This is a genomic window from Eisenbergiella tayi (assembly GCF_001881565.1).
Classification (GTDB): Bacteria; Bacillota; Clostridia; order Lachnospirales; family Lachnospiraceae; genus Eisenbergiella; species Eisenbergiella tayi.
In genome coordinates this window covers 302558-322238 of sequence record NZ_MPDJ01000002.1, presented here as the reverse complement: position 1 = coordinate 322238, position 19681 = coordinate 302558, and the positions used below count along the sequence as shown (strand labels likewise).

Annotated in this window: 14 protein-coding genes; 10 read left to right on the top strand and 4 right to left on the bottom strand. The window is 48.3% G+C overall.

Features of this window, described 5'->3' with window-relative positions:
* Positions 1–610: 610 nt before the first annotated feature.
* Positions 611–841, bottom strand: coding sequence for a hypothetical protein (locus tag BLA28_RS09990; protein WP_141702899.1), 231 nt, complete (start codon positions 839–841; stop codon positions 611–613).
* Between the two features lie 80 nt (positions 842–921).
* Positions 922–1806 (bottom strand): AraC family transcriptional regulator, encoded by an 885-nt coding sequence (locus BLA28_RS09985; RefSeq protein ID WP_044969191.1) that lies wholly within the window; start codon positions 1804–1806, stop codon positions 922–924.
* Positions 1807–2487: 681 nt separating this feature from the next.
* Here BLA28_RS09985 and BLA28_RS09980 point away from each other — a divergent pair.
* The 6 genes from BLA28_RS09980 to BLA28_RS09950 all read left to right on the top strand — a co-directional run bounded on the left by BLA28_RS09980 (position 2488) and on the right by BLA28_RS09950 (position 10960).
* The gene (locus BLA28_RS09980; RefSeq protein ID WP_044969190.1) at positions 2488–4182 is read left to right on the top strand and encodes a type 2 periplasmic-binding domain-containing protein; all 1695 of its coding nucleotides are present in this window, start codon (positions 2488–2490) and stop codon (positions 4180–4182) included.
* A gap of 89 nt (positions 4183–4271) precedes the next feature.
* On the top strand, positions 4272–5240 hold the full coding sequence (locus BLA28_RS09975; RefSeq protein ID WP_025483407.1) for an ABC transporter permease: 969 nt from the start codon (positions 4272–4274) through the stop codon (positions 5238–5240).
* A gap of 12 nt (positions 5241–5252) precedes the next feature.
* Positions 5253–6170 carry a carbohydrate ABC transporter permease gene (locus BLA28_RS09970; protein ID WP_069156796.1) on the top strand — a complete coding sequence of 306 codons (918 nt, stop codon included), beginning with the start codon at positions 5253–5255 and terminating at the stop codon, positions 6168–6170.
* Positions 6171–6205: 35 nt separating this feature from the next.
* A complete protein-coding gene (locus BLA28_RS09965) occupies positions 6206–8026 on the top strand; it encodes a beta-L-arabinofuranosidase domain-containing protein (protein WP_141702900.1) in 1821 nt (606 codons plus the stop codon).
* A 313-nt stretch (positions 8027–8339) separates the two neighbouring features.
* The gene (locus BLA28_RS09955; protein WP_069156799.1) at positions 8340–9440 is read left to right on the top strand and encodes a glycoside hydrolase family 172 protein; all 1101 of its coding nucleotides are present in this window, start codon (positions 8340–8342) and stop codon (positions 9438–9440) included.
* A 47-nt stretch (positions 9441–9487) separates the two neighbouring features.
* Positions 9488–10960, top strand: a complete 1473-nt coding sequence (locus BLA28_RS09950; RefSeq protein ID WP_069156800.1) for a glycoside hydrolase family 32 protein — start codon at positions 9488–9490, stop codon at positions 10958–10960.
* An 88-nt stretch (positions 10961–11048) separates the two neighbouring features.
* On the opposite strand, the gene BLA28_RS09945 is transcribed toward BLA28_RS09950, so the two are convergent.
* Entirely contained in the window at positions 11049–13892 is a 2844-nt protein-coding gene (locus BLA28_RS09945) for a transglycosylase domain-containing protein (RefSeq protein WP_044969179.1), read from the bottom strand.
* Positions 13893–14592: 700 nt separating this feature from the next.
* On the opposite strand from BLA28_RS09945, the gene BLA28_RS09940 reads away from it, so the two are divergent.
* The 4 genes from BLA28_RS09940 to BLA28_RS09925 all read left to right on the top strand — a co-directional run bounded on the left by BLA28_RS09940 (position 14593) and on the right by BLA28_RS09925 (position 18450).
* Entirely contained in the window at positions 14593–15240 is a 648-nt protein-coding gene (locus BLA28_RS09940; RefSeq protein ID WP_069156801.1) for a YigZ family protein, read from the top strand.
* A 250-nt stretch (positions 15241–15490) separates the two neighbouring features.
* Positions 15491–16831: a magnesium transporter gene (gene mgtE, locus BLA28_RS09935; protein WP_016360278.1), complete on the top strand. Its 1341-nt coding sequence runs from the start codon at positions 15491–15493 to the stop codon at positions 16829–16831.
* 33 nt (positions 16832–16864) lie between these two features.
* Positions 16865–17623 carry an exodeoxyribonuclease III gene (gene xth, locus BLA28_RS09930; protein ID WP_009255600.1) on the top strand — a complete coding sequence of 253 codons (759 nt, stop codon included), beginning with the start codon at positions 16865–16867 and terminating at the stop codon, positions 17621–17623.
* Positions 17624–17643: 20 nt separating this feature from the next.
* Positions 17644–18450 carry a hypothetical protein gene (locus tag BLA28_RS09925; protein WP_069156802.1) on the top strand — a complete coding sequence of 269 codons (807 nt, stop codon included), beginning with the start codon at positions 17644–17646 and terminating at the stop codon, positions 18448–18450.
* Positions 18451–18545: 95 nt separating this feature from the next.
* On the opposite strand, the gene BLA28_RS09920 is transcribed toward BLA28_RS09925, so the two are convergent.
* The gene (locus tag BLA28_RS09920) at positions 18546–19574 is read right to left on the bottom strand and encodes a hypothetical protein (protein WP_069156803.1); all 1029 of its coding nucleotides are present in this window, start codon (positions 19572–19574) and stop codon (positions 18546–18548) included.
* Positions 19575–19681: the final 107 nt, after the last annotated feature.

Genomic DNA, 19681 nt, shown 5'->3' with positions numbered 1-19681 from the left:
GAGGAATAATAAATGAACCAGAAAAGGAAGAAGAAATATAACAATATCTATTCAGAACATAGTATCCCTTCTTCTTAAATTTGTCCTTGACAAGGGGTACACTTTATCCAAAATTGTTGCCATAATACGTAAGAAGAGACAAAAGAACCTTAATGTACAAATGATTGCAGAAAATCTGGAATTAGATGCTTCTTATGTGGGAAAGGTCGTCGCTCTTATGGAGGAGGATCCGACGAGAACCGATTTACAGGTGGCGGAGATACTTGTACGGCAGGAATAGGAACTGCAGTTATGCAGTAAAGAAATGCAGTGAGGAAATAACGTGTCTCTGAATTTATATATTCGGAGACACAGCTTGTCTCCAGCTCCGGAAATTATAAAACAGGGGCCGGCCAGGCAGTATAGGCACAAATATAAAATGTCAGCACATCGATCACTTCTTTTTCCTGCGTCTGACATATTCCCATAAATCATATCCAAACTCAAAAACACCTAACAGAAAATCTAAAACATCAATCATAATTTTCTCATCACCTCATCTTCATTATATCCTAAAAAAGATAAAAATGATGGAAATTAAGTAAAAATTAAACTTTAAAAATAACAATTTTTACAGTAATTGCCCATTCTTCATCCGCTCTGTTCCAAAATTGTTTTTCCCTGAACCGGCGGCCCCGGAGGCATCCGTATAGGTGGAATAAATTCTGCTTGGATGTACCCGCAAATACTTTGAGGTGCCTTCGATATTTATTGTATAAAGCCCGCCGATAAATTTAATAATACGTACTTTTTTAATGATACTGTGGTTTTCAATAATAAAATACTCCCTGTTCTTATCCATAAATATCACTCTCCTGCCTTTTATTATACAGAACATATGTTCTGTTGTAAAGGCTGAGGATAAATTATGTCTGTCAGATTTTATTGATGGAAAAGCATCCGTTTTGAAAAGGCATTCCGGTATTCACTCGGAGTCAGGCCGGTGAGTTTTTTATAGAATTTCATAAAATTATGGCTGTCGGCGAAGCCCAGGGCGCTGCTGATTTCCAGGATTGTCATGTTCGTATCGGTCAGCATGAAATTAGCTTCATCAATTTTCGCTTTCATTATGTACCTCTTTAAGGATAAGCCTGCGATGGAACTGAACATATGGGAAAGGTACTTTTCGTTGTATCCGAAACAGCGGGCGATATCCGACACCCGAACATTTTCATGAATATGACATTTTATGTAATCCAGAATATCCTGGAACATCTGCCGCTGGGTTTTGGTAGGCGCTCCCATGTTGAGCTGCTTGAGGTGCTGGTTATGGATTTCACACATAACCAGAGTGGTCATGTAATTAATGGTCAGGCGGTCATAATTGGAACGGACGGCATCCTGAAGCTGCTTCATCAGAACGATGATTTTTTCCGTGTTCAGTGTCCGGCAATATTGGGGAATCAGGAGCCGGATGTTATTTTCCGTCAGATAGCCGAGCGTTTCCGGGGAACCGTCTTCAGGAATTACAGGGGTGAGCGGATGAGGGGAGATAAAATGCATCCAGTAAAAGCTGCAGTCGGAAGGCTTGAAGCCGCGGCGCAGGTCAAGGGGAGGCTGTCCCGGAGGGAGAAGGAGAGTTTCACCTGTATTAACGGTATAGTCCTGGTTCTGGTAGGAGATGTATAAAGGGCCTTTGGATATGACAAAAAGCTCATAATCCGTCAAATCGGCGGTTTCATGAATCCAGTTAGGAGAGAGCGCTTCAAATTTACCGGTGCAGACATATTCAAGAGGTTTATCGATTGTAAATTCATAGGCCTTCAACAGCACCCTCCTTTCTGAAAGTATTGATGTTCACAATTCTGACCCTGAAAATATCATGTGTTAAGCTGAAATTTAACACCACAGGTGTATCTTTATCCTGTTATATAGGAAATCCCACCGCTTGTATATGCTGTAATACTGTTTCATAGTCGACGTAATTAAATCTGATGTTTGCGGGAGAGGCAGAAAACAGGTAATTTATAGATGGAATAAAATGGAAAATAGTAAATAATGCATAAAAATAGTATATAAAAAGCTAGTAAAATATACAAGGTGTATAAAGGTTGGGTTTGGTGTAAAAAGGTTGTGGGTTTCTTTGCGGAAAAAGGAACCCATAACCTTTTTACACTTAATGTATCTTTATGACATTTACGAAAAGTAAATGTAATTATAAGATATACCCATAAAAAATACATAAAGGCTACAACACATATGTGATTACTGTGAAAAAATACAGCTGATAATTAAAAAACATAGTGAATAAGATGAATATTTGCACCGTGTGAAAAAAATAGCATGGTCATTATTTTATACTTTCGAATTCGTATGAACCGCAGGAAACGGAAAAACAAAAGGAAATCCGCAAGAGAAAACCAGACGTTTTACAGAATATAGAGCTTTATAAAAGAGGAAATAACACGATAATCGTGAAGTTTCAAAATAAAGAATGGAGGAAAAAGAATGAAAAAGAAAGTATTGGCACTTGTTCTTTCAGCAGCGATGCTTGCGGGACTGCTGGCAGGCTGCGGAAGCAGTTCAAGTACGAACAGCACGACAGGCAGTACAGGTAATTCGGAAACCGCTGCTCCTGCGGGGGATGGAGGAGGCGGAGAGGATACCGCATCCACAGGCGAAGTGGTGAAGCTGAAAGCGCTGATTATATCCCACGCTCTGACTAAGGATATCACGGATATGAAGTGGGTATCCGAAATCGAAGAAAAAGCGGGAGTGGAAATTGAATGGGAGCAGATCCGGGCCGATTGGGAAACCGTAAAATCCACCCGTTTTGCGGCAGGGGATGTCCCTGATTTATTGTTTAACGCAACCATAGATTCCGATTACACCAAATATGCCGGACTGTTTATGGATCTGACTCCTTACATAAGTGCGGAAACCACGCCTAATATCACGGCGATGTTTGAAGAAGAGCCCGATACCAAAACATTGGCAACCACAATGGAAGGAAAGATTTACGGACTTCCCAAATTCCAGGGAAAATGGCCTTCTACCAATACGGTTATGTTCATTAATAAAGAATGGCTTGATAACGTAGGAAAAGAAGTGCCCACGACCTATTCAGAACTGAAGGACGTGCTTATGGCCTTTAAGGAACAGGATGCAAACGGAAACGGGGATCCGGGCGATGAAATACCCATGGATTTCAATGCCGGAGCCAATAACGGCTGGTTTAACAGCGCGTACTCCCTGACCAACCTTGTGGGTTCTCTCGGGATTCAGCTCACCAACTGGGGGACGGATGCTTATTTTGCGGAAGACGGTCAGATCAAGTGCTATGCAGTGGACGAGCGGTATAAGCTGTTCATGAAATATGTGGCGGACCTTTATGCCAACGGACTGATCAATACCAATGCAATTTCCAATGATTATTCCGCATTCCAGTCCTTATCCCGCGGGAATGAAAAGGGAGACGCCCTGGTGGGATGTGTATTCGGCTGGGAGGAAACAGATAAATTCGGGCCTACCCTTTACAGCCAGTATGTACCTGTACCCGCTTTGGAGTACGATATAGACTGCGAACCCGGAACCTATGATACACGCTGGAGAGATGACTATACCGGTCTGAATATGTCCGGAAACAGAGTCTGTGTCAGCGCGAACTGTAAGAATGTGGAGGCTGCCGTTCGGTTTATCGACTGCTTCTATGATCCGGCCGTTTCCGTACAGGGACTTTTCGGCGGGATATCCGACGGCTGTGTGGAACAGACCGGCGACAACAGCTTCAAGGTTCTGGATCCCCTGGATCCCGACACGGATCCCGGTACCTGGAAATGGACCAGCACCATGGCAGATAATGCGCCCATGTATATCCGCAGAGATACGGAAATCGAAATGGCTCAGGATATGACCTATGCGCTGGAAGAAAGAAAAATATATGATGATGTGATCGCCAAAGCAAGCGAATCAGATACCTATCCTCAGATGTTTATGAAATATTCGGAGGAGGATCAGAATACAATGGCTCTCACGCAGGCTAATATCAACAATATTATCGATAACTACTGGTCCTTATGGATGACAGGAGAATCGGATATTGATGCCGACTGGGACGGATATGTGAAAAATGTCAATGATGCCGGACTTCCTCAGATACTGGAAATCAGACAGAAGGCTTTTGATGCTTATCTGGGAAAATAAATACGGATAAGCTTCAAAAAGGACAGATTAACAGAATTGTGGGATGTGTTTTTTACATCCCACATTCTGTATGAAAGAAAGGTGATCATATGAGCGTGAAGTCCAAGGGACTGACAGTTCCTGATAAGAATGCCGCTGACGGGGCAAACAGGGGGATCAGAAAATATATCCGGCATAACTGGCAATTGTGGATCATGCTGTTCCCTGCCATGCTGTATATCCTGATCTTCTGCTATGTCCCCATGTACGGCATCCAGCTGGCATTCCGTGAATACAGCTTTACAGCCGGCATTACAGGCGGCAAATTCGTGGGGATGAAATATTTCAGACAGTATTTTGAGAGTCCCATGTTCTGGACGACTCTGAAAAACACATTCGTAATTTCTGCGACCAGCATTCTCGTAGGATTTCCGGTTCCCATTATTCTGGCCATGGTTATCAATCAGATCCGCAGTCCCAAATGGAAACGTACGGTACAGACCACTGTTTACATTCCTTATTTCATATCTGTGGTGGTCCTGGTATCCATGCTGAATATTATGTTTGCCAATGACAGCGGCGTCATAGCCAACTTTTTAAAAAGCCTGCATATCGTTTCCAGGGATACGAACATATTAGGGAAGGAATCCTGTTTTGTCCCTCTGTATGTGCTGTCCGGCGTCTGGCAGACCATGGGATGGAACAGTATTATCTTTATCGCGGCCCTTTCCTCTGTGGATACACAGCTGTACGATGCATGTAAGATTGACGGCGCCAACAGGTGGCAGACAATGATACATATTGATTTTCCGGCTATCCTGCCCACAGTCATGATTCTGCTCATTATGAATATGGGCAATATCCTGAATGTGGGGTTCGATAAGGTCTTTCTGATGCAGAACAGCCTGAATCTGGGGGCGAGCCAGGTTATTTCCACCTATGTGTACACGGTGGGCATCAAATCTTCCCAGTTCAGCTTCGGAGCGGCTGTGGGTCTGTTCAACACGGTAATCAACTTTGTATTCCTGCTGGTAACCAACTATATATCCAAACGGACAACCGGCACCGGACTGATGTAGGAGGGGGAAAATATGGCAGATAAAAAGAAAAATCCTGTGACAGAAGGGAAAAAATCCTTTAACTGGCCGGATAAAATATTCGGCGCAGCCGTCCTCATCCTGAGTATTCTGGTATTCCTTATCATTGCCTATCCGCTGTGGTTCATTATTATTGCTTCCATCAGCAATTCCAATATGGTAAATCTGGGGAAGGTTACCTTCATGCCGAAGGATATCCGGTTCTATGGATACCAGCAGATTATGGATGACGCCCGTATCTGGATGGGATATGCCAATACCATCCTTTATGTGGTGGCGGGAACGATTTTGAATATGGCGGTGACCATGCCGGCAGCCTACGCCTTATCCAGGAGGAATTTCAAGGCGAGAAACAAGGTGATGTTTTATTTCGTTTTTACCATGTTTTTCAGCGGCGGGCTTGTTCCCCTCTATATGACGGTGAGTTCGCTGGGACTGATATCCACCAAAACAATACTCATCATATTTGTGGCGGTCAATACCTATAACCTGATCATTGCGAGGACATTCATTGAAAATTCCATACCGGAGGATTTGTATGAGGCAGCAGTGCTGGACGGCTGTTCTCATTTCAATTATTTTGTAAAGGTGGTCCTGCCGCTGTCCAAGGCGGTCATTTCCGTGCTGATTCTCTATTATGCGGTATTTCACTGGAATGATTTCTTCAATGCGCTGCTTTTTAACAGCAATGCCAAAAACGCGCCGCTCCAGATCATACTGAGGGAAATCCTCCTGCTGAATCAGGCGTTTTCCAGCGGAGTGGGAGGCGTGCAGGGAGGCTATGCCCAGGGCGCTGCGGATCAGGTAAAATATGCGGTTATTATTGTATCCACCCTGCCGATTCTGTGCGTGTATCCTTTTATACAGAAATATTTTGAAAAGGGCGTGATGATCGGAGCGGTGAAGGGCTGATAAGAGTGCGCGATAACGCACGGACGGGAGAAGATATGGACAGATTGAAAGACTTCCGATATCGGAATGTGGAACTGAAAAACAGCCTGTGGGAGAGACAGCGCAGGGAGACAGCGGAAACCTATCTTGCGATACCCAATGACTCTCTTTTATATTATTTCAGGACGCTGGCCGGGCTGGAGGCTCCCGGAGAAGGGCTGACGGGCTGGTACGGAAACGGAGCCTCCACCTTCGGGCAGAAGCTGGGAGCTTTTGCCAAGCTTTATGCGGTGACAGGGGATTACCGGCTGAAGGAAAAAGCGGTATATCTGGCGGATGAATGGGGAAAATGTGCCGCTGCCAATAAGAAGGTGTTCGACTGCAATGACACCTATGTATATGAAAAGCTGCTGGGCGGTTTCCTGGATATGTATGAAAATCTGGGCTACGAGAAAGGCCTTGCCTATTGCTCCGGACTCACCGACAGCGCGGCGGCAAGATTTAAAAGAGATATTCCCAGGGACGGGCTGCAGGGGCCGGAATTATGTGAAAATAATATGATCGAATGGTACACCCTTCCGGAAAATCTGTATCGTGCCTATCAGCTTACCGGAGAGCAGAAATACCTGGATTTTGCACAGGAATGGGATTATACCTATCTGTGGGATAAGCTCAACAATAAGGATTCCGCCATAGGGCCCCGCCATGCCTACAGTCAGGTAAACAGCCTTTCCAGTGCCGCCATGGCCTATGAGGTGACGGGGAAGAAATACTATCTGGATGCCATTGAGAATGGTTATACGGAAATTACGGAAAGGCATACCTATGCAACCGGCGGCTATGGGCCTGCGGAGTGCCTGTTTGCCGAAGAAGAAGGCTTTTTGGGAGAGATGCTGAAGGATTCCTGGGATCCTACCAGGAAAAGCCCTGTCTACCGCAATTTCGGAGGAGGCCTTGTAGGCAGGAACGATAATTGGGGCAGCTGCGAGGTTTCCTGCTGCGCCTGGGCCGTGTTCAAAATCTGCAATTATCTGCTGCGGATTACCGGAAAAGCGAAATATGGCGCCTGGGCCGAGCAGATGCTGATCAATGGTGTGGCCGGTCAGCCGCCGATTGATTCTCAGGGACATGTGATGTATTATGCGGATTATTTTGTGGACGGCGCGGTAAAAAGTGTCCAGGACAGAAGGCTTCAGGGCAACGGGGCCAATTTTGAATGGCAGTGCTGTACCGGGACGTTCCCCCAGGATGTGGCGGAATATGCCAATATGCTTTATTATACGGACGAAGAGGGAATCTACGTATCCCAGTATATGAAATCCAGGGCGGAGTTTACTATCAGGGGAGAAAAGGCAGTGCTGGAGAACTGTTCCGAAGAGGATGTATCGCCGATACGGAGATTCCGGATACAGACAAGAGGAGATCTTCCTTTCTGCATTTCTTTCCGGATCCCCCACTGGGCAAAGGGAGAAAACCGGATTCTCGTGAACGGAGAGGATTCGGGCCTGGAGCCGTTACCGGACAGCTGGGCTGTTTTGGAGCGGGTATGGCAGGAGGATGATGTGATTACCGTAACCTGTCCTTTCCGCCTGGAATTCAAGCCCGTTGATGAGAAAAATAAGGACATTGCGGCGCTGATGTTCGGCCCGGTGGTGCTGGCGGCGGATAAAATGACTTTATTTGACGGGGATATGGAAAAGCCGGAGGAATGGATCACCTGTGTGGATGAAAAGGAGATGCTGTTCCGTACCCTGCCGGGACATGTATGCCCCTATCTACAGGAGATAAGGACCTTCCGCCCTTATTATAAGATCCCTGTCATGGAATGGTACTTTATGTATGTGAGGTTCCGTATGCAAACGGAGGAAAGGGCATAAGGATTCTCTGCTTCGCTGACCGGGAAGGGGTTGCGTGAAGGAAATCCCGGAGGAGAAGGTTATCTGCAGAAAGTAAAAAACAAGGCATCCTGGCACAGAGTTGGCAGGATGCCCTTTTTCAACGGTTCCTTTAATTTTCAGGCGGCTGTCTGCAGAATAAGGATTGACAAAATCAGTCCCCGATGTTACGATGAAAACAATATGAAACGATTCATAAATTGCCCGTTTGGCTTGTTGACCGCGGGAATAACCGCAGGCAGTATTTTCTGCCTGCTTTCTTAAAAGCAGGCAATGCAAAAAGGAGGACATTGATATGTTTATGGGAAGTCTGGATTCCCTGCCGCTGCTCAGAAAAGGCAGAAGCAGGACGATTAACTGGGAGAACCGGACCGGTGAAAAAGGAAAAGGAGGGATGGCGGCCAGTGATCTGGGGCCTTCCCGGAAAGGCTCACCCTGTATTCCCTGCCTGGAACCGGGAGAAACGGTGACGCTTGCGGAGATGGACGGCCCTGGTGTAATTCAGCATATATGGATTACGGTAACGGATCGTACCAGCGACAGGAACCGTTATATCCTGCGGGATCTGGTGCTCCGGATGTATTGGGACGGTGAGGAGACTCCTTCTGTGGAAAGCCCTTTGGGAGACTTTTTCTGCTGTGGCTTCGGGGTATCCTATCCGGTGAATTCCCTTCCCATTGCGGTGAATCCCACCAGAGGCTTTAATTCCTATTTTTCCATGCCTTTCGGAAAAAAGGCGAAGATTACCATCGAAAACCAATGTGATGAGGCGGTAAATGCGTTTTTTTATCAGGTGGATTACTGTCTGCTGGATGAGCTGCCGGCAGAGACGGGATATTTTCATGCCGTCTGGAGGCGTCAGCGCTTTACGGAGAAGGCAAAGGATTATGTGATTCTGGACGGTGTGAAGGGACGCGGCCAGTATGTGGGAACCTATATGGCGTTAACCACCCTGGAGAGGTACTGGTACGGAGAAGGGGAAGTGAAGTTCTATATTGACGGGGATGAGGAATACCCTACCATCTGCGGGACCGGAACAGAAGATTACTTCGGCGGGGCATGGAGCTTTGCAGCGCAGGAAAACGGCCGCACAGTGGAAAATACCTTCTGCACGCCGTTTTTGGGCTATCCTTACTATTCCCATCACGATACCTTCCTGCATAATGATTACCACAACGACGATCAGATGCCCCAGCGCAGCTTCTATCGGTGGCATATTCAGGATCCGGTGATCTTTGAGGAAGATCTGAAGGTGACAGTCCAGCAGATTGGTGTATATCACGGAGGCCTATTTGAACGTCAGGACGATGTGGCGACGGTAGCCTACTGGTATCAGACGGAGCCTCACCAGCCGTTCGGAGAGCTGATGGAGAGGAAGGAACGCTGGCCCAGGTAAGGGAAATCGGATACGGAAAAGAAGAAAGCGATATAAGGAGCGGTGGAATGAGCAGTAATTTAGACAGAGCGAGAAGCTATGAGGAGAAAGTGGGGAAAAAGATTCCGGACGGGCAGAAATGTGTTTTCCATCTGACGCCGGAGGTGGGCTGGATGAATGATCCCAACGGTTTTTCCCTTTATCGGGGAGAATACCATTTGTTTTACCAGTATCATCCTTACAGCTCTGTGTGGGGGCCCATGCATTGGGGCCATCAGAAAACCAGGGATTTTATCAAATGGGAACAGCTGCCCTGTGCCCTGGCTCCTGATACCGAATATGACGGTCAGGGCTGTTTCTCGGGAAGTGCAGTGGAGCATGAGGGGAAACATATTCTGATGTATACCGGTGTTCTGGACAGAGTGGAAGCGGACGGGAGCCATACCCTTCGCCAGACACAATGTATTGCCGTCGGAGACGGGGTAAATTATGAAAAGCTTCCTGCCAATCCTGTGATCACCGCTGACGCGCTGCCGGAAGGAAGTTCCGGGGAGGATTTCAGGGATCCCAGGATATGGAAAGAAGGAAATACCTTTTATGCCGCAGTCGGCAGTCTGGGAGCTGACGGAAGCGGGCAGATAGCTTTGTTTTCTTCTCAGGATGCCGAAGAGTGGAGGTTTGAGTCCATTCTGGATACCAATGGAAAACGGTACGGAAAAATGTGGGAGTGTCCCGATTTTTTCCCGCTGGATGGGAAGCAGGTGCTGATAGTGTCCCCTCAGTTCATGCGTGCGGAGGGACTGGAATTCCATAACGGAAATAACTCCATTTATTTTGTGGGAACCTATGACCGGGAAAAGAGGAGCTTCCTGAGAGGAGAGGCACGAAGTGTGGACTGCGGCCTGGATTTCTATGCACCTCAGACGGTGGAAACGGAAGACGGAAGAAGAGTGATGGTGGGCTGGCTGCAAAGCTGGGACAACTACATGACACCGGAGGATTTCCTGTGGTCGGGAATGATGACCATCCCAAGAGAACTGGAAATACGGGAAGGAAGGCTGATTCAGAACCCGGTGAGGGAGCTGGAAAACTACCGTCAGAAGGAAGTATCCTGTAAAGGCATAAGGCTGTCGGAACAGCAAGGCTCTCTGGAACTGGATGGAATCCGGGGAAGAGTCCTGGATATGATTGTGGAGGCAGATGTGAGCCGGAGCGCTTCCTTTACCATCCATCTTGCTGTGGGAGAAGGCTGTGAGACGACCATCTCCTATGAGAAAGAGAAGGGTACGCTCACCACGGACCGGACCTGCAGCGGACTGAAAAAGGATCTGCTGTGTACCCGTTCCATGTATGTGGATACAAAAGAAGGAAAGCTGAAGCTCAGGCTGCTTTTGGACAAATATACGGTGGAGCTGTTCGTGAATGACGGGGAACAGGCTATGACCTCCCTGATTTATACGCCCCTTGAAGCGGAGGGGATTTCCTTTTCCTGCAAGGGGGAGACTGTTTTGGACATTACTAAATATGAGATTGTTTTATAATAAGGAAATGAAAAAAGAGAAGGCACCGGGAATCTTACCAGTAACCTTCTCTTTTTCATTCATTCTTATACAGGAACACTTAGGACTGCTATTGTCCTTCTCCGCCCTGTTCGGCGGCCTGCTGCTGTTGCTGTAATGCATAGGCATTCTGAAGCGCAGCAATCTGGGCGTTCAGGTTTTCAATTTCCTGCTGAGCCTGGTTGACCGCATTCTGTGCGGCTGCCTGACTGTCAGGATCCACGGCTGCGGCCAGCTGCTGCTGGGCGCTTACCAGTACGGTCTGGGCGTTCTGCAGAGCTGCCTGCAGGTTGGCCATCTGAATATCATAATTGGCAAGCATATTTCTTGCATCCAATTCCATGCGCTGCTGGGCAATGACTGCCGCCGCGTTGGGATCGGACATGAAAGTGGCATCATGTGGACAGTGAACCGCAGTGCCTTCCTCCGTTGTGTTTGCATTTCCGCTCAGAGAAGCATCCAGGGCAGGCGGCATGGTTATGGTACCCGGTACCTGGAACGGGCAAAGCTCTGTGGCGGGCAGGCCGGAATATTCACAGATACTGCCCTGGTAATGTACGTCGCAGGTATCCGAAGGAACCGTACCCTTGGCAAAGTACTCGGTTTTTAAGGTCTCGTCGCACATGCCGGGAATAGGAAGCTTGCCGGACTGGGAACAAACGGTGGCGGTTACAATATCGGCAGGAACGCTGAAGGCTTTGTTTTCCAGGTTTTCATGGATTTTGCTCATGGCAGCCCGCCAAAGAGTTTTAGCCAGATTCCGTTCCCCGTTCTTACCGGAAAGCTTGGCATTGTTGTCATAGCCTGTCCAGGTAGTACAGGTATAATAAGGCGTATAGCCTGAGAACCACACATCGTTGTAATCCGATGTAGTACCTGTCTTGCCGGCGATTGACATACCGCCGAAATTCACGCTGGCTCCGGTTCCGGAGGTTACTACGTCAACCATGGCATCTGTGAGGAGGAAAGCGGTGCTTTCCTTGATAACCTGGCGGCGTTCTCCTTCCGTATTATCGATGAGGATATTTCCGTCATGATCCACGATTTTAGTATAAAGCTTCGGTTTGATATAGGTCCCGCCGTTTGCGATGGTCGCATAAGAGGCGTTCAGCTCCAGATTGGTAACACCATAGGTAATACCGCCCAGGGCGAGGGACTGTGTAATATCGGAAAAGGTCTGGCCGTTTTTCTCTTCCCGCTCTATCAAAGTGGTAAAACCAAAATTCTGCAGGTAATCAAAGCCCTTCTGAGGAGTGATGTAGGTCAGAGTCTTTACGGCGATGATGTTCAGGGAATCCCGGATACCATCCCGCAGGGAACAGGTTCCCCGGTAACCGGAGCTGTACCAGTTGGAAACCGGCCTTCCGTTGGCATAATTAAAGGGAGCATCCACAAATACATCCGCCAGAGTAAGCCCGGCGCTGTCTAACGCGGGGGCATAGGTGGAAACAATTTTAAAGGTGGAACCGGGCTGCCTGGTAGTGGAGGTTGCGCGGTTCAGGGTACGGTTTGCTTCTTTTGCCCCGCGTCCGCCCACGATGGCGACCACATTTCCGGTGGACTGATCTTCGATAGTCATGGAAATCTGCGGCTGAGGCGTCATGGAGATACTCTCCGCAATCACCTCGTCTCCGTCCTGAAGAAGAGATGCCTTATAGGCTTCAACGGCAGCATAGGCATCCTCCTGGGAGGGAAAAAGGAGAGGATATTTCTTATCGCTTCCGTTTTCCTTCAGGTAATCCTCCAGCATTTCCTTGCTGAAATTATCATTTTCCCCGTTGGAACGCTGAATGGTCAGCTGGTAATTCAGGTACCAGGTAGTTCCCTGGGGATAATTTTCCTCATTGGAGCAGACCTCATCACAGATGGACTGGATGGTGGGATCCTGGGTGCTGTATATCTTCAGGCCGCCGGTATAAAGCATGGAAAAGGCCTGGGCTTCCGAATAGCCGGCAGCTTCCAGATCGTCCATGACAGCTTCGGTCAGGGCATCCACAAAATAAGAGTTGATGGCGTTTTCCCCGGTTTCTTCATTCACTGTCTGGATGCGGGAGTATACGTCATCCGCCAGGGCCGCGTCAAATTCGGACTGGCTGATGTAACCCTGTTCCAGCATGTTGGTAAGTACTTTTTCCCGGCGCTCCGCATTTTTTTCCGGGTGGGTAATGGGATTGTAGCGGGAAGGATTCTGGGTGATGGCGGCGATGACGGCACATTCGGAAAGGTTCAGTTCATAGACATTTTTTCCGAAATACCGTTTGGATGCGGCCTGGACACCAAGGGTGTTCTGTCCCAGATTGATGGTATTCATGTAATTTTCCAGTATTTTATCCTTATCCATATCGTTTTCGAGCTTGATGGCAAGATACTGCTCCTGGAATTTACGCTTTACTTTAACGGCAAAGGCCTTTTCGCTTTCACTTGTCCAGCTGGTAAGAACGTTGTTCTTGATAAGCTGCTGGGTGATAGTGCTGGCGCCTTCGGAAAAGTGACCGGAGGTGAGCCCGATGAAGCCGGCCCGGAGAATACCCTTGATATCGATTCCGTTATGGTCATAGAACCGTGCGTCTTCGATAGCAACAAAGGCGTGGGCCAGATCCTCGGGGATCTTGTCCATGCTTACGGGAACCCGGTTGGATCCTTCTGCGTCAAGCTTGGCAATCTGGTTTCCTTCGGTATCGTATACGAAGGTGGAGAAGCCTGTGGGGGATACGTCAATATTGGAAATATCCGGTGCTGAGGCCAGTATGCCTTTGACTACGCCTAAGCCCCCGCAGATACCAATGATGCCTGCAGCCAGGATGACCAGTAAAATGGTTTTAAAAAAGGTAAGAGCAAATCGTTTGCTCCATTTTTTTGATTTGGAACGCAGTGCCTTTTTTTTCTTTGCGGCACCTCTTTTGCCATAATTCATGAATTATGCCTCCTTACTAAAACTGGAAGTTCCATGGAGATGGTTCCATAAAAAACAACCTGTAATGTCCCATTTCGGGGCCATTTCAGTATGGGCCAAAATGGCATTACCTAATAGATTATAGCAAATGTGGACAGGTAAATAAAGGTTTTTCTTCCATATTAAGAATTGTTCACAATATTAGAGGGTTTTAAACATGAGGGGGTGTGGGGTTCGAGTCCCCATCCCCGCCCGCCGCCCCGGCTGTTTCCCTCGCCCCTGGCAGCCGTGCCGTCCTATGGTTCCTGCGGGGCCGCGTATCCTATATAGCCCAGGCTGCAGACAAAAAAAAGGGCGGTTTCTAACTGTTTTGTTCCTGTCCTTCGCTGCCAACGCGGCTTAAACTCCTCCCTTTGGTCGTCAGACAGCGCCGCTAAGGGCGGGCAGTGAAGAACAGGATCAAAACAGTAAGAAACCGCTCCTTTTCTTTGAGATGCAGCCTGGGCTATATAGGATACGCGGTCCCGCAGGAACCATAGGACGGCACGGTTGCCAGGGGCGAGGGAAACAGCCGGGGCGGCGGGCGGGGATGGGGACTCGAACCGGGGTAGGCAGTGGATAAGAAAGGAGAGGGGAAGGGAATAGAAATGGAATATACATTATTGGGGTGGGTATGGTAAGATAATATGGATAGAGTGATAGAAAGTAAGGAGGTAATTTTATGGAAAAGTGGGAGCAGTTCTTACCATATAAATGTGTGTTGGAAGGGGGGACGGGGGAGATTGTGGAGAAGAGGTCTCGGTTTTTGGCGGAGGTCAGGAGGGTGGAGACGGAAGGGGAGGCGGTGGCTTTTGTTGAGGAGATGAAGAAGAGGTATTGGGATGCTTCTCATAATTGTTCGGCTTTTGTGATTGGGAGAAGGGCTGAGCTGACGCGGTGTAGTGATGATGGGGAGCCTTCGGGGACGGCGGGGAGGCCTATGTTGGAGGTGCTGCTGGGGGAAGGGATTTGTAATGTTGCGGTGGTGGTGACGCGGTATTTTGGCGGGACGCTGTTGGGGACCGGGGGTCTGGTAAGGGCTTATGGGGCGGCGGTGAAGGCGGGGCTTGAAAACAGCAGGGTGGCTGTTATGCGGTATGGGACGCGGCTTCGGATCGGGACGGATTATTCGGATATCGGGCGTATTCAGTATATCCTGGGGAAGCGGGGGCTTTTGCAGGAGAATGCGGAGTATACGGACCGGGTGTCGCTGGAGACTGTGGTTGCGGCAGAGGAGGAGGAGCGTCTGAAAAAAGAGCTGACGGAGGCTACGGGGGGAAGGGCCGTGCTGGAAGCAGTTGACAGATACTATTTTATTGACAAAGGGTAATTGTAAAGGTATAGTGAATGAGTATTTAAAACTGGTATTAAGGTAAAAATAAATTTCCGGAAGGTGGTGGTTTTAATGAAGAGCAAAACGGCAGGAAGCAGTGATGTTCCGGTCCCCGGGCGAAGTTGCAGTCAGATAACGATTACAGGTAAGGCGGGGAAGGAGCTTTGCAGGAAAGCTGCCGGATGTGCCCGTTTTGGGGCAGATCCATGCCTGAAAGCTGTCATGACACCGCCGGAAGGAGATTGTCATGGAAGAACGCAAGGTAATAAGAGAACTGCTTGACAGCAAGCAGTATACAAGGCTTCGCCAGATGCTGTCGGAGCTTAATGATGCAGATATTGCAGCGCTGCTGGAGGAAATGGAAGAACAGGATATGCTGAAGGTTTTCCGTATTCTTCCGAAGGATCTGGCAGCGGATGTTTTTTCGTATATGGATGTGGATAATCAGCAGTTTATCATCACATCCCTGTCGGACAGAGATGCCGCTAATATTGTGGATAATCTGATGGCCGATGATGCGGCGGATCTTATGGAAGAGATGCCTGCGAATGTGGTAAAGAAAATCCTGGCAAACGCCAGTCCGGAGACAAGAAGGGATATCAATCATCTGCTTCGTTATCCGGAGGATTCCGCCGGAAGCATTATGACGGTGGAGTATGTGGATCTGAAGGAAAACCTGACTGTGGATGAGGCGATTGCCAGAATCCGTAAAATCGGGGTGGACAGTGAGACGATTAATATCTGTTATGTGCTGGACAGCCGGAGGAAGCTGGTGGGAACGGTGGCCCTGCGGTATCTGCTTCTGAGCCAGCCGGATGAAGTGATTTCTGATATCATGCATGAGAATGTTATTTCTATCAGCACCATGATGGATCAGGAGGAGGTTGCCAGGCAGTTCCAGAAATACGACTTTACGGCCATGCCGGTTGTGGATAATGAAAACAGGCTTGTGGGTATTATTACGGTAGATGATATCGTTGATATCCTGCAGGAAGAGGCCACAGAGGATATTGAAAAAATGGCGGCTATCGTGCCGAGCGATAAGCCTTATATGAAAACCGGTGTGCTTGAAACCTGGAAAAAAAGGATTCCCTGGCTGCTGCTTCTGATGGTGTCGGCCACTTTTACCGGGCGGATTATCGCCAGCTATGAATCGGCGCTGAGCGCCTGTATGGTGTTGTCAACTTTTATTCCCATGCTGATGGATACGGGCGGAAATGCGGGAAGCCAGGCCAGTGTTTCCATCATCCGCGGTATTTCCCTGGATGAGATCCGCTTCTATGATCTGCCCGGGGTAATCTGGAAGGAAGCGAGGGTGGCGCTGCTGTGCGGTGTTACGCTGTCGGCGGCTAATTTTGTGAAGCTGATGCTGTTTGACAGGGTGGCTGTCCAGGTGGCGTTTGTGATTTGCATAACCCTTGTGGTTACGGTTTTTGTGGCAAAGATCGTGGGCTGCAGCCTTCCTATGCTGGCTAAGAAAATCGGCTTCGACCCGGCGGTTATGGCGAGTCCTTTTATAACGACAATTGTGGATGCGTTGTCTCTGGTGATTTATTTCCAGATTGCCACCGTATTGCTGCAGTTTTAGCAAAAGAGGAATGGATGAAGAAGGAGGATCGGAATGAAACTGGTGTCATGGAATGTAAACGGCCTGAGAGCCTGTATGGGCAAGGGCTTTATGGATTTTTTCAAGGAAGCGGATGCGGATATTTTCTGTATTCAGGAGAGTAAGCTTCAGGAAGGGCAGATTTCCCTGGAACTGCCGGGATATCATCAGTACTGGAATTATGCGGTGAAAAAAGGGTATTCGGGGACCGCAATTTTTACGAAAGAAGAACCTCTGTCCGTTTCGTACGGATTGGGGCTCGAGGAGCATGACCAGGAGGGAAGGGTCATTACTCTGGAATTCCCGGATTTTTATATGGTGACGGTTTATACTCCTAATTCCCAGGATGGGCTGGCGAGGCTGGACTACCGGATGACCTGGGAGGAGGAGTTCCTGAAATACCTGAAGAAGCTGGAAGAGAAAAAGCCGGTGATTTTCTGCGGGGATCTGAATGTGGCCCATAAGGAAATTGATTTGAAAAATCCTAAGACCAACCGGAAAAATGCGGGTTTTACAGATGAGGAAAGAGAAAAGTTTTCCGTTCTTCTGGAGAATGGATTTATTGATACGTTCCGGTATTTTTATCCGGATTTGAAAGATGCTTATTCCTGGTGGTCCTATCGTTTCCATGCCAGGGAAAAGAATGCAGGATGGCGTATTGACTATTTCCTGGTATCCCCGCAGCTGAAGGAAAGGCTGGAGGATGCGGTGATTTATAAGGATGTTTTCGGTTCGGATCATTGTCCCGTTGCTTTGATTTTAAAGGAAGCATAGCGGAAAAGGAGATAAATAGTATGATGGAAAAAAGGTTCAGATGGAGTAAAAAGGCGGGGAATGCGGCGCTTGCGGCAGGAATTTTAGCTTCTGTCCTGTTATTTGCCGGATGCGGCAAAAATGCGGAGCAGACCGCCGAAAGCATCGCTCAGACAGAGACTTCGGGAAGGGAAGACAGCCAGGTGCAGCAGGAGAGCAATGAGGCGGAAAACTCTCAGGAGGAAAGCAGTACACAGGAAAGCGTTCCTTATGATATGGAAGCCGAGGAAATTGAAATGGCGCCCACAGGCACCTATGACGGTATTATCGTGGATGCGGCAATGAACAGCATGGTGATTGATACGGCGGAAGGAAAGATGTATGCGGTGAGCTTTCCGGAGACGGAGGATGTGGTGGACACTGCGGACGGCCTGCTTCTGGGTCAGGCCGTTACTGTTTCCTGCAAGGACGGCATGGCTTCCAGCGTGACGGACAGCAGTAGGAAGCCTGCGGCCGACAGAGAAGCCCTTTCCTTTGCTGCAGATGTGCTTTTTGCCTGTAAATACAGGGACATTAATGCCCTTTCCGAGCTGGCGGGTTATCCCGTTTACGTAAACCTTGGAGAAAAGGATCAGGTGGTGGAAAGCGGCGGTGATTTCCTGAAGATTCCGGCGTCCGATATCCTCACGGAGGAACGGGTGAAGGCGGTGCTCGGCACCAATCTGTTTGATCTGAAAGAACTGGACGGAGGCAAATATGTATTAGGAGCGGAGGAAGGAAAGCCCAATATTATTTTCCAGAAGGATGATGGAAGAGACAGCGGGTTTGCGATAACAGGAATTAACTGAAACTGTCAGTAAAAAACAGCCATACCCTATCCAACGGCAGAACGACGCCGGGGAAGGGGCAGGCTGTTTTTTTTGTATAAAAAAAGTTTCCTGTGTCAGCTGCAGGTTTCGCAGGAGGCCGTTAAGGTGATTTCACGGAGAAGGGACGGAAGGGAGGCCTCAGGCTCCAGGACGGAAAGAAGGCTGCCGTCAGGGAGGGAAAACGTTCCGTCGGAATTTATTTCCATAAAACAGGTTTTTCCGGAAATAATGTGATCGATTCTTTTATGGTCCGTAAAAAGCTCCATGGGAAAAACCGGATATTTAGGATGACAGCGCAGCTGATAAACGGATTCAGCCAGCTGCTCCTGGTCCGCAGGGCTGCAGCCGTTTTGGGCGAGGAGGAAAAGAAAGGGGGATTCACAGCCTTTCAATTGGCTGGACAATGTTTCGTCATCGGTTTCCAGGTAATAATGGTGATTCGCCGTCAGGCAGCTTTTCTGCTTCAGGAGACTGATATTTTTCTTATAACAGGTGGAAAGCTCTGCCGAGATCAGGACATTATGGCATTCGGAGAGAATGCCTGCCGCGTCCTCATTCAGTTCCTCGTCGGGAAGGAATAAAAGAAAGGCGCTGTTTTCATATCGGCAGAACAGCTCCGTCAGTATGCTCCAATCCTCCGGAATGGTTTCCAGACGCAAAAAATAGGTGAAGATGCCGATGCTGCGCCCCTCACGGATCAGGCTGTCCATGTGGGAAAGAGTAAAGGAAGCCTGGGGATGGTAATGAAAAAAGATGGTCCAGGGTACCTCAAAACCATGCTCTTTTTCATAAGCACGGATGAGCTGTGCACCATATGTCCAGCTGGTATACCCCAGGTTTACGCCGAAGCGTTTGAGGGTTTCATGGTCAATTTCTTCGGTGAGCCTGGAAAGGAGTGTATAATAAGGACAGTCATCGTCCTGAAGAAGAGTCTGGGACAATTCAAAGAAACTTTTCTGGAAACGTCCCCTGGCAAACTGGTTCCCCAGATCAGCCAGCTTCCGGACGCTCCGCTTGGGATCCTCCTGCATTTCCTTGATACCGCGGTTAACAGCCGCTTCTATAAGAGAATAGGTTACTTTTTCTGTTTTCAGTGATATCACTTCCTGTTTTTATTTTTATTGATTTATATACTTCTGGTTCTTTTGTTAATTGTATCATACTTGCCGGTAATTGTAACTAAAAGAGACATTTTTGTCAATCTGTCTGA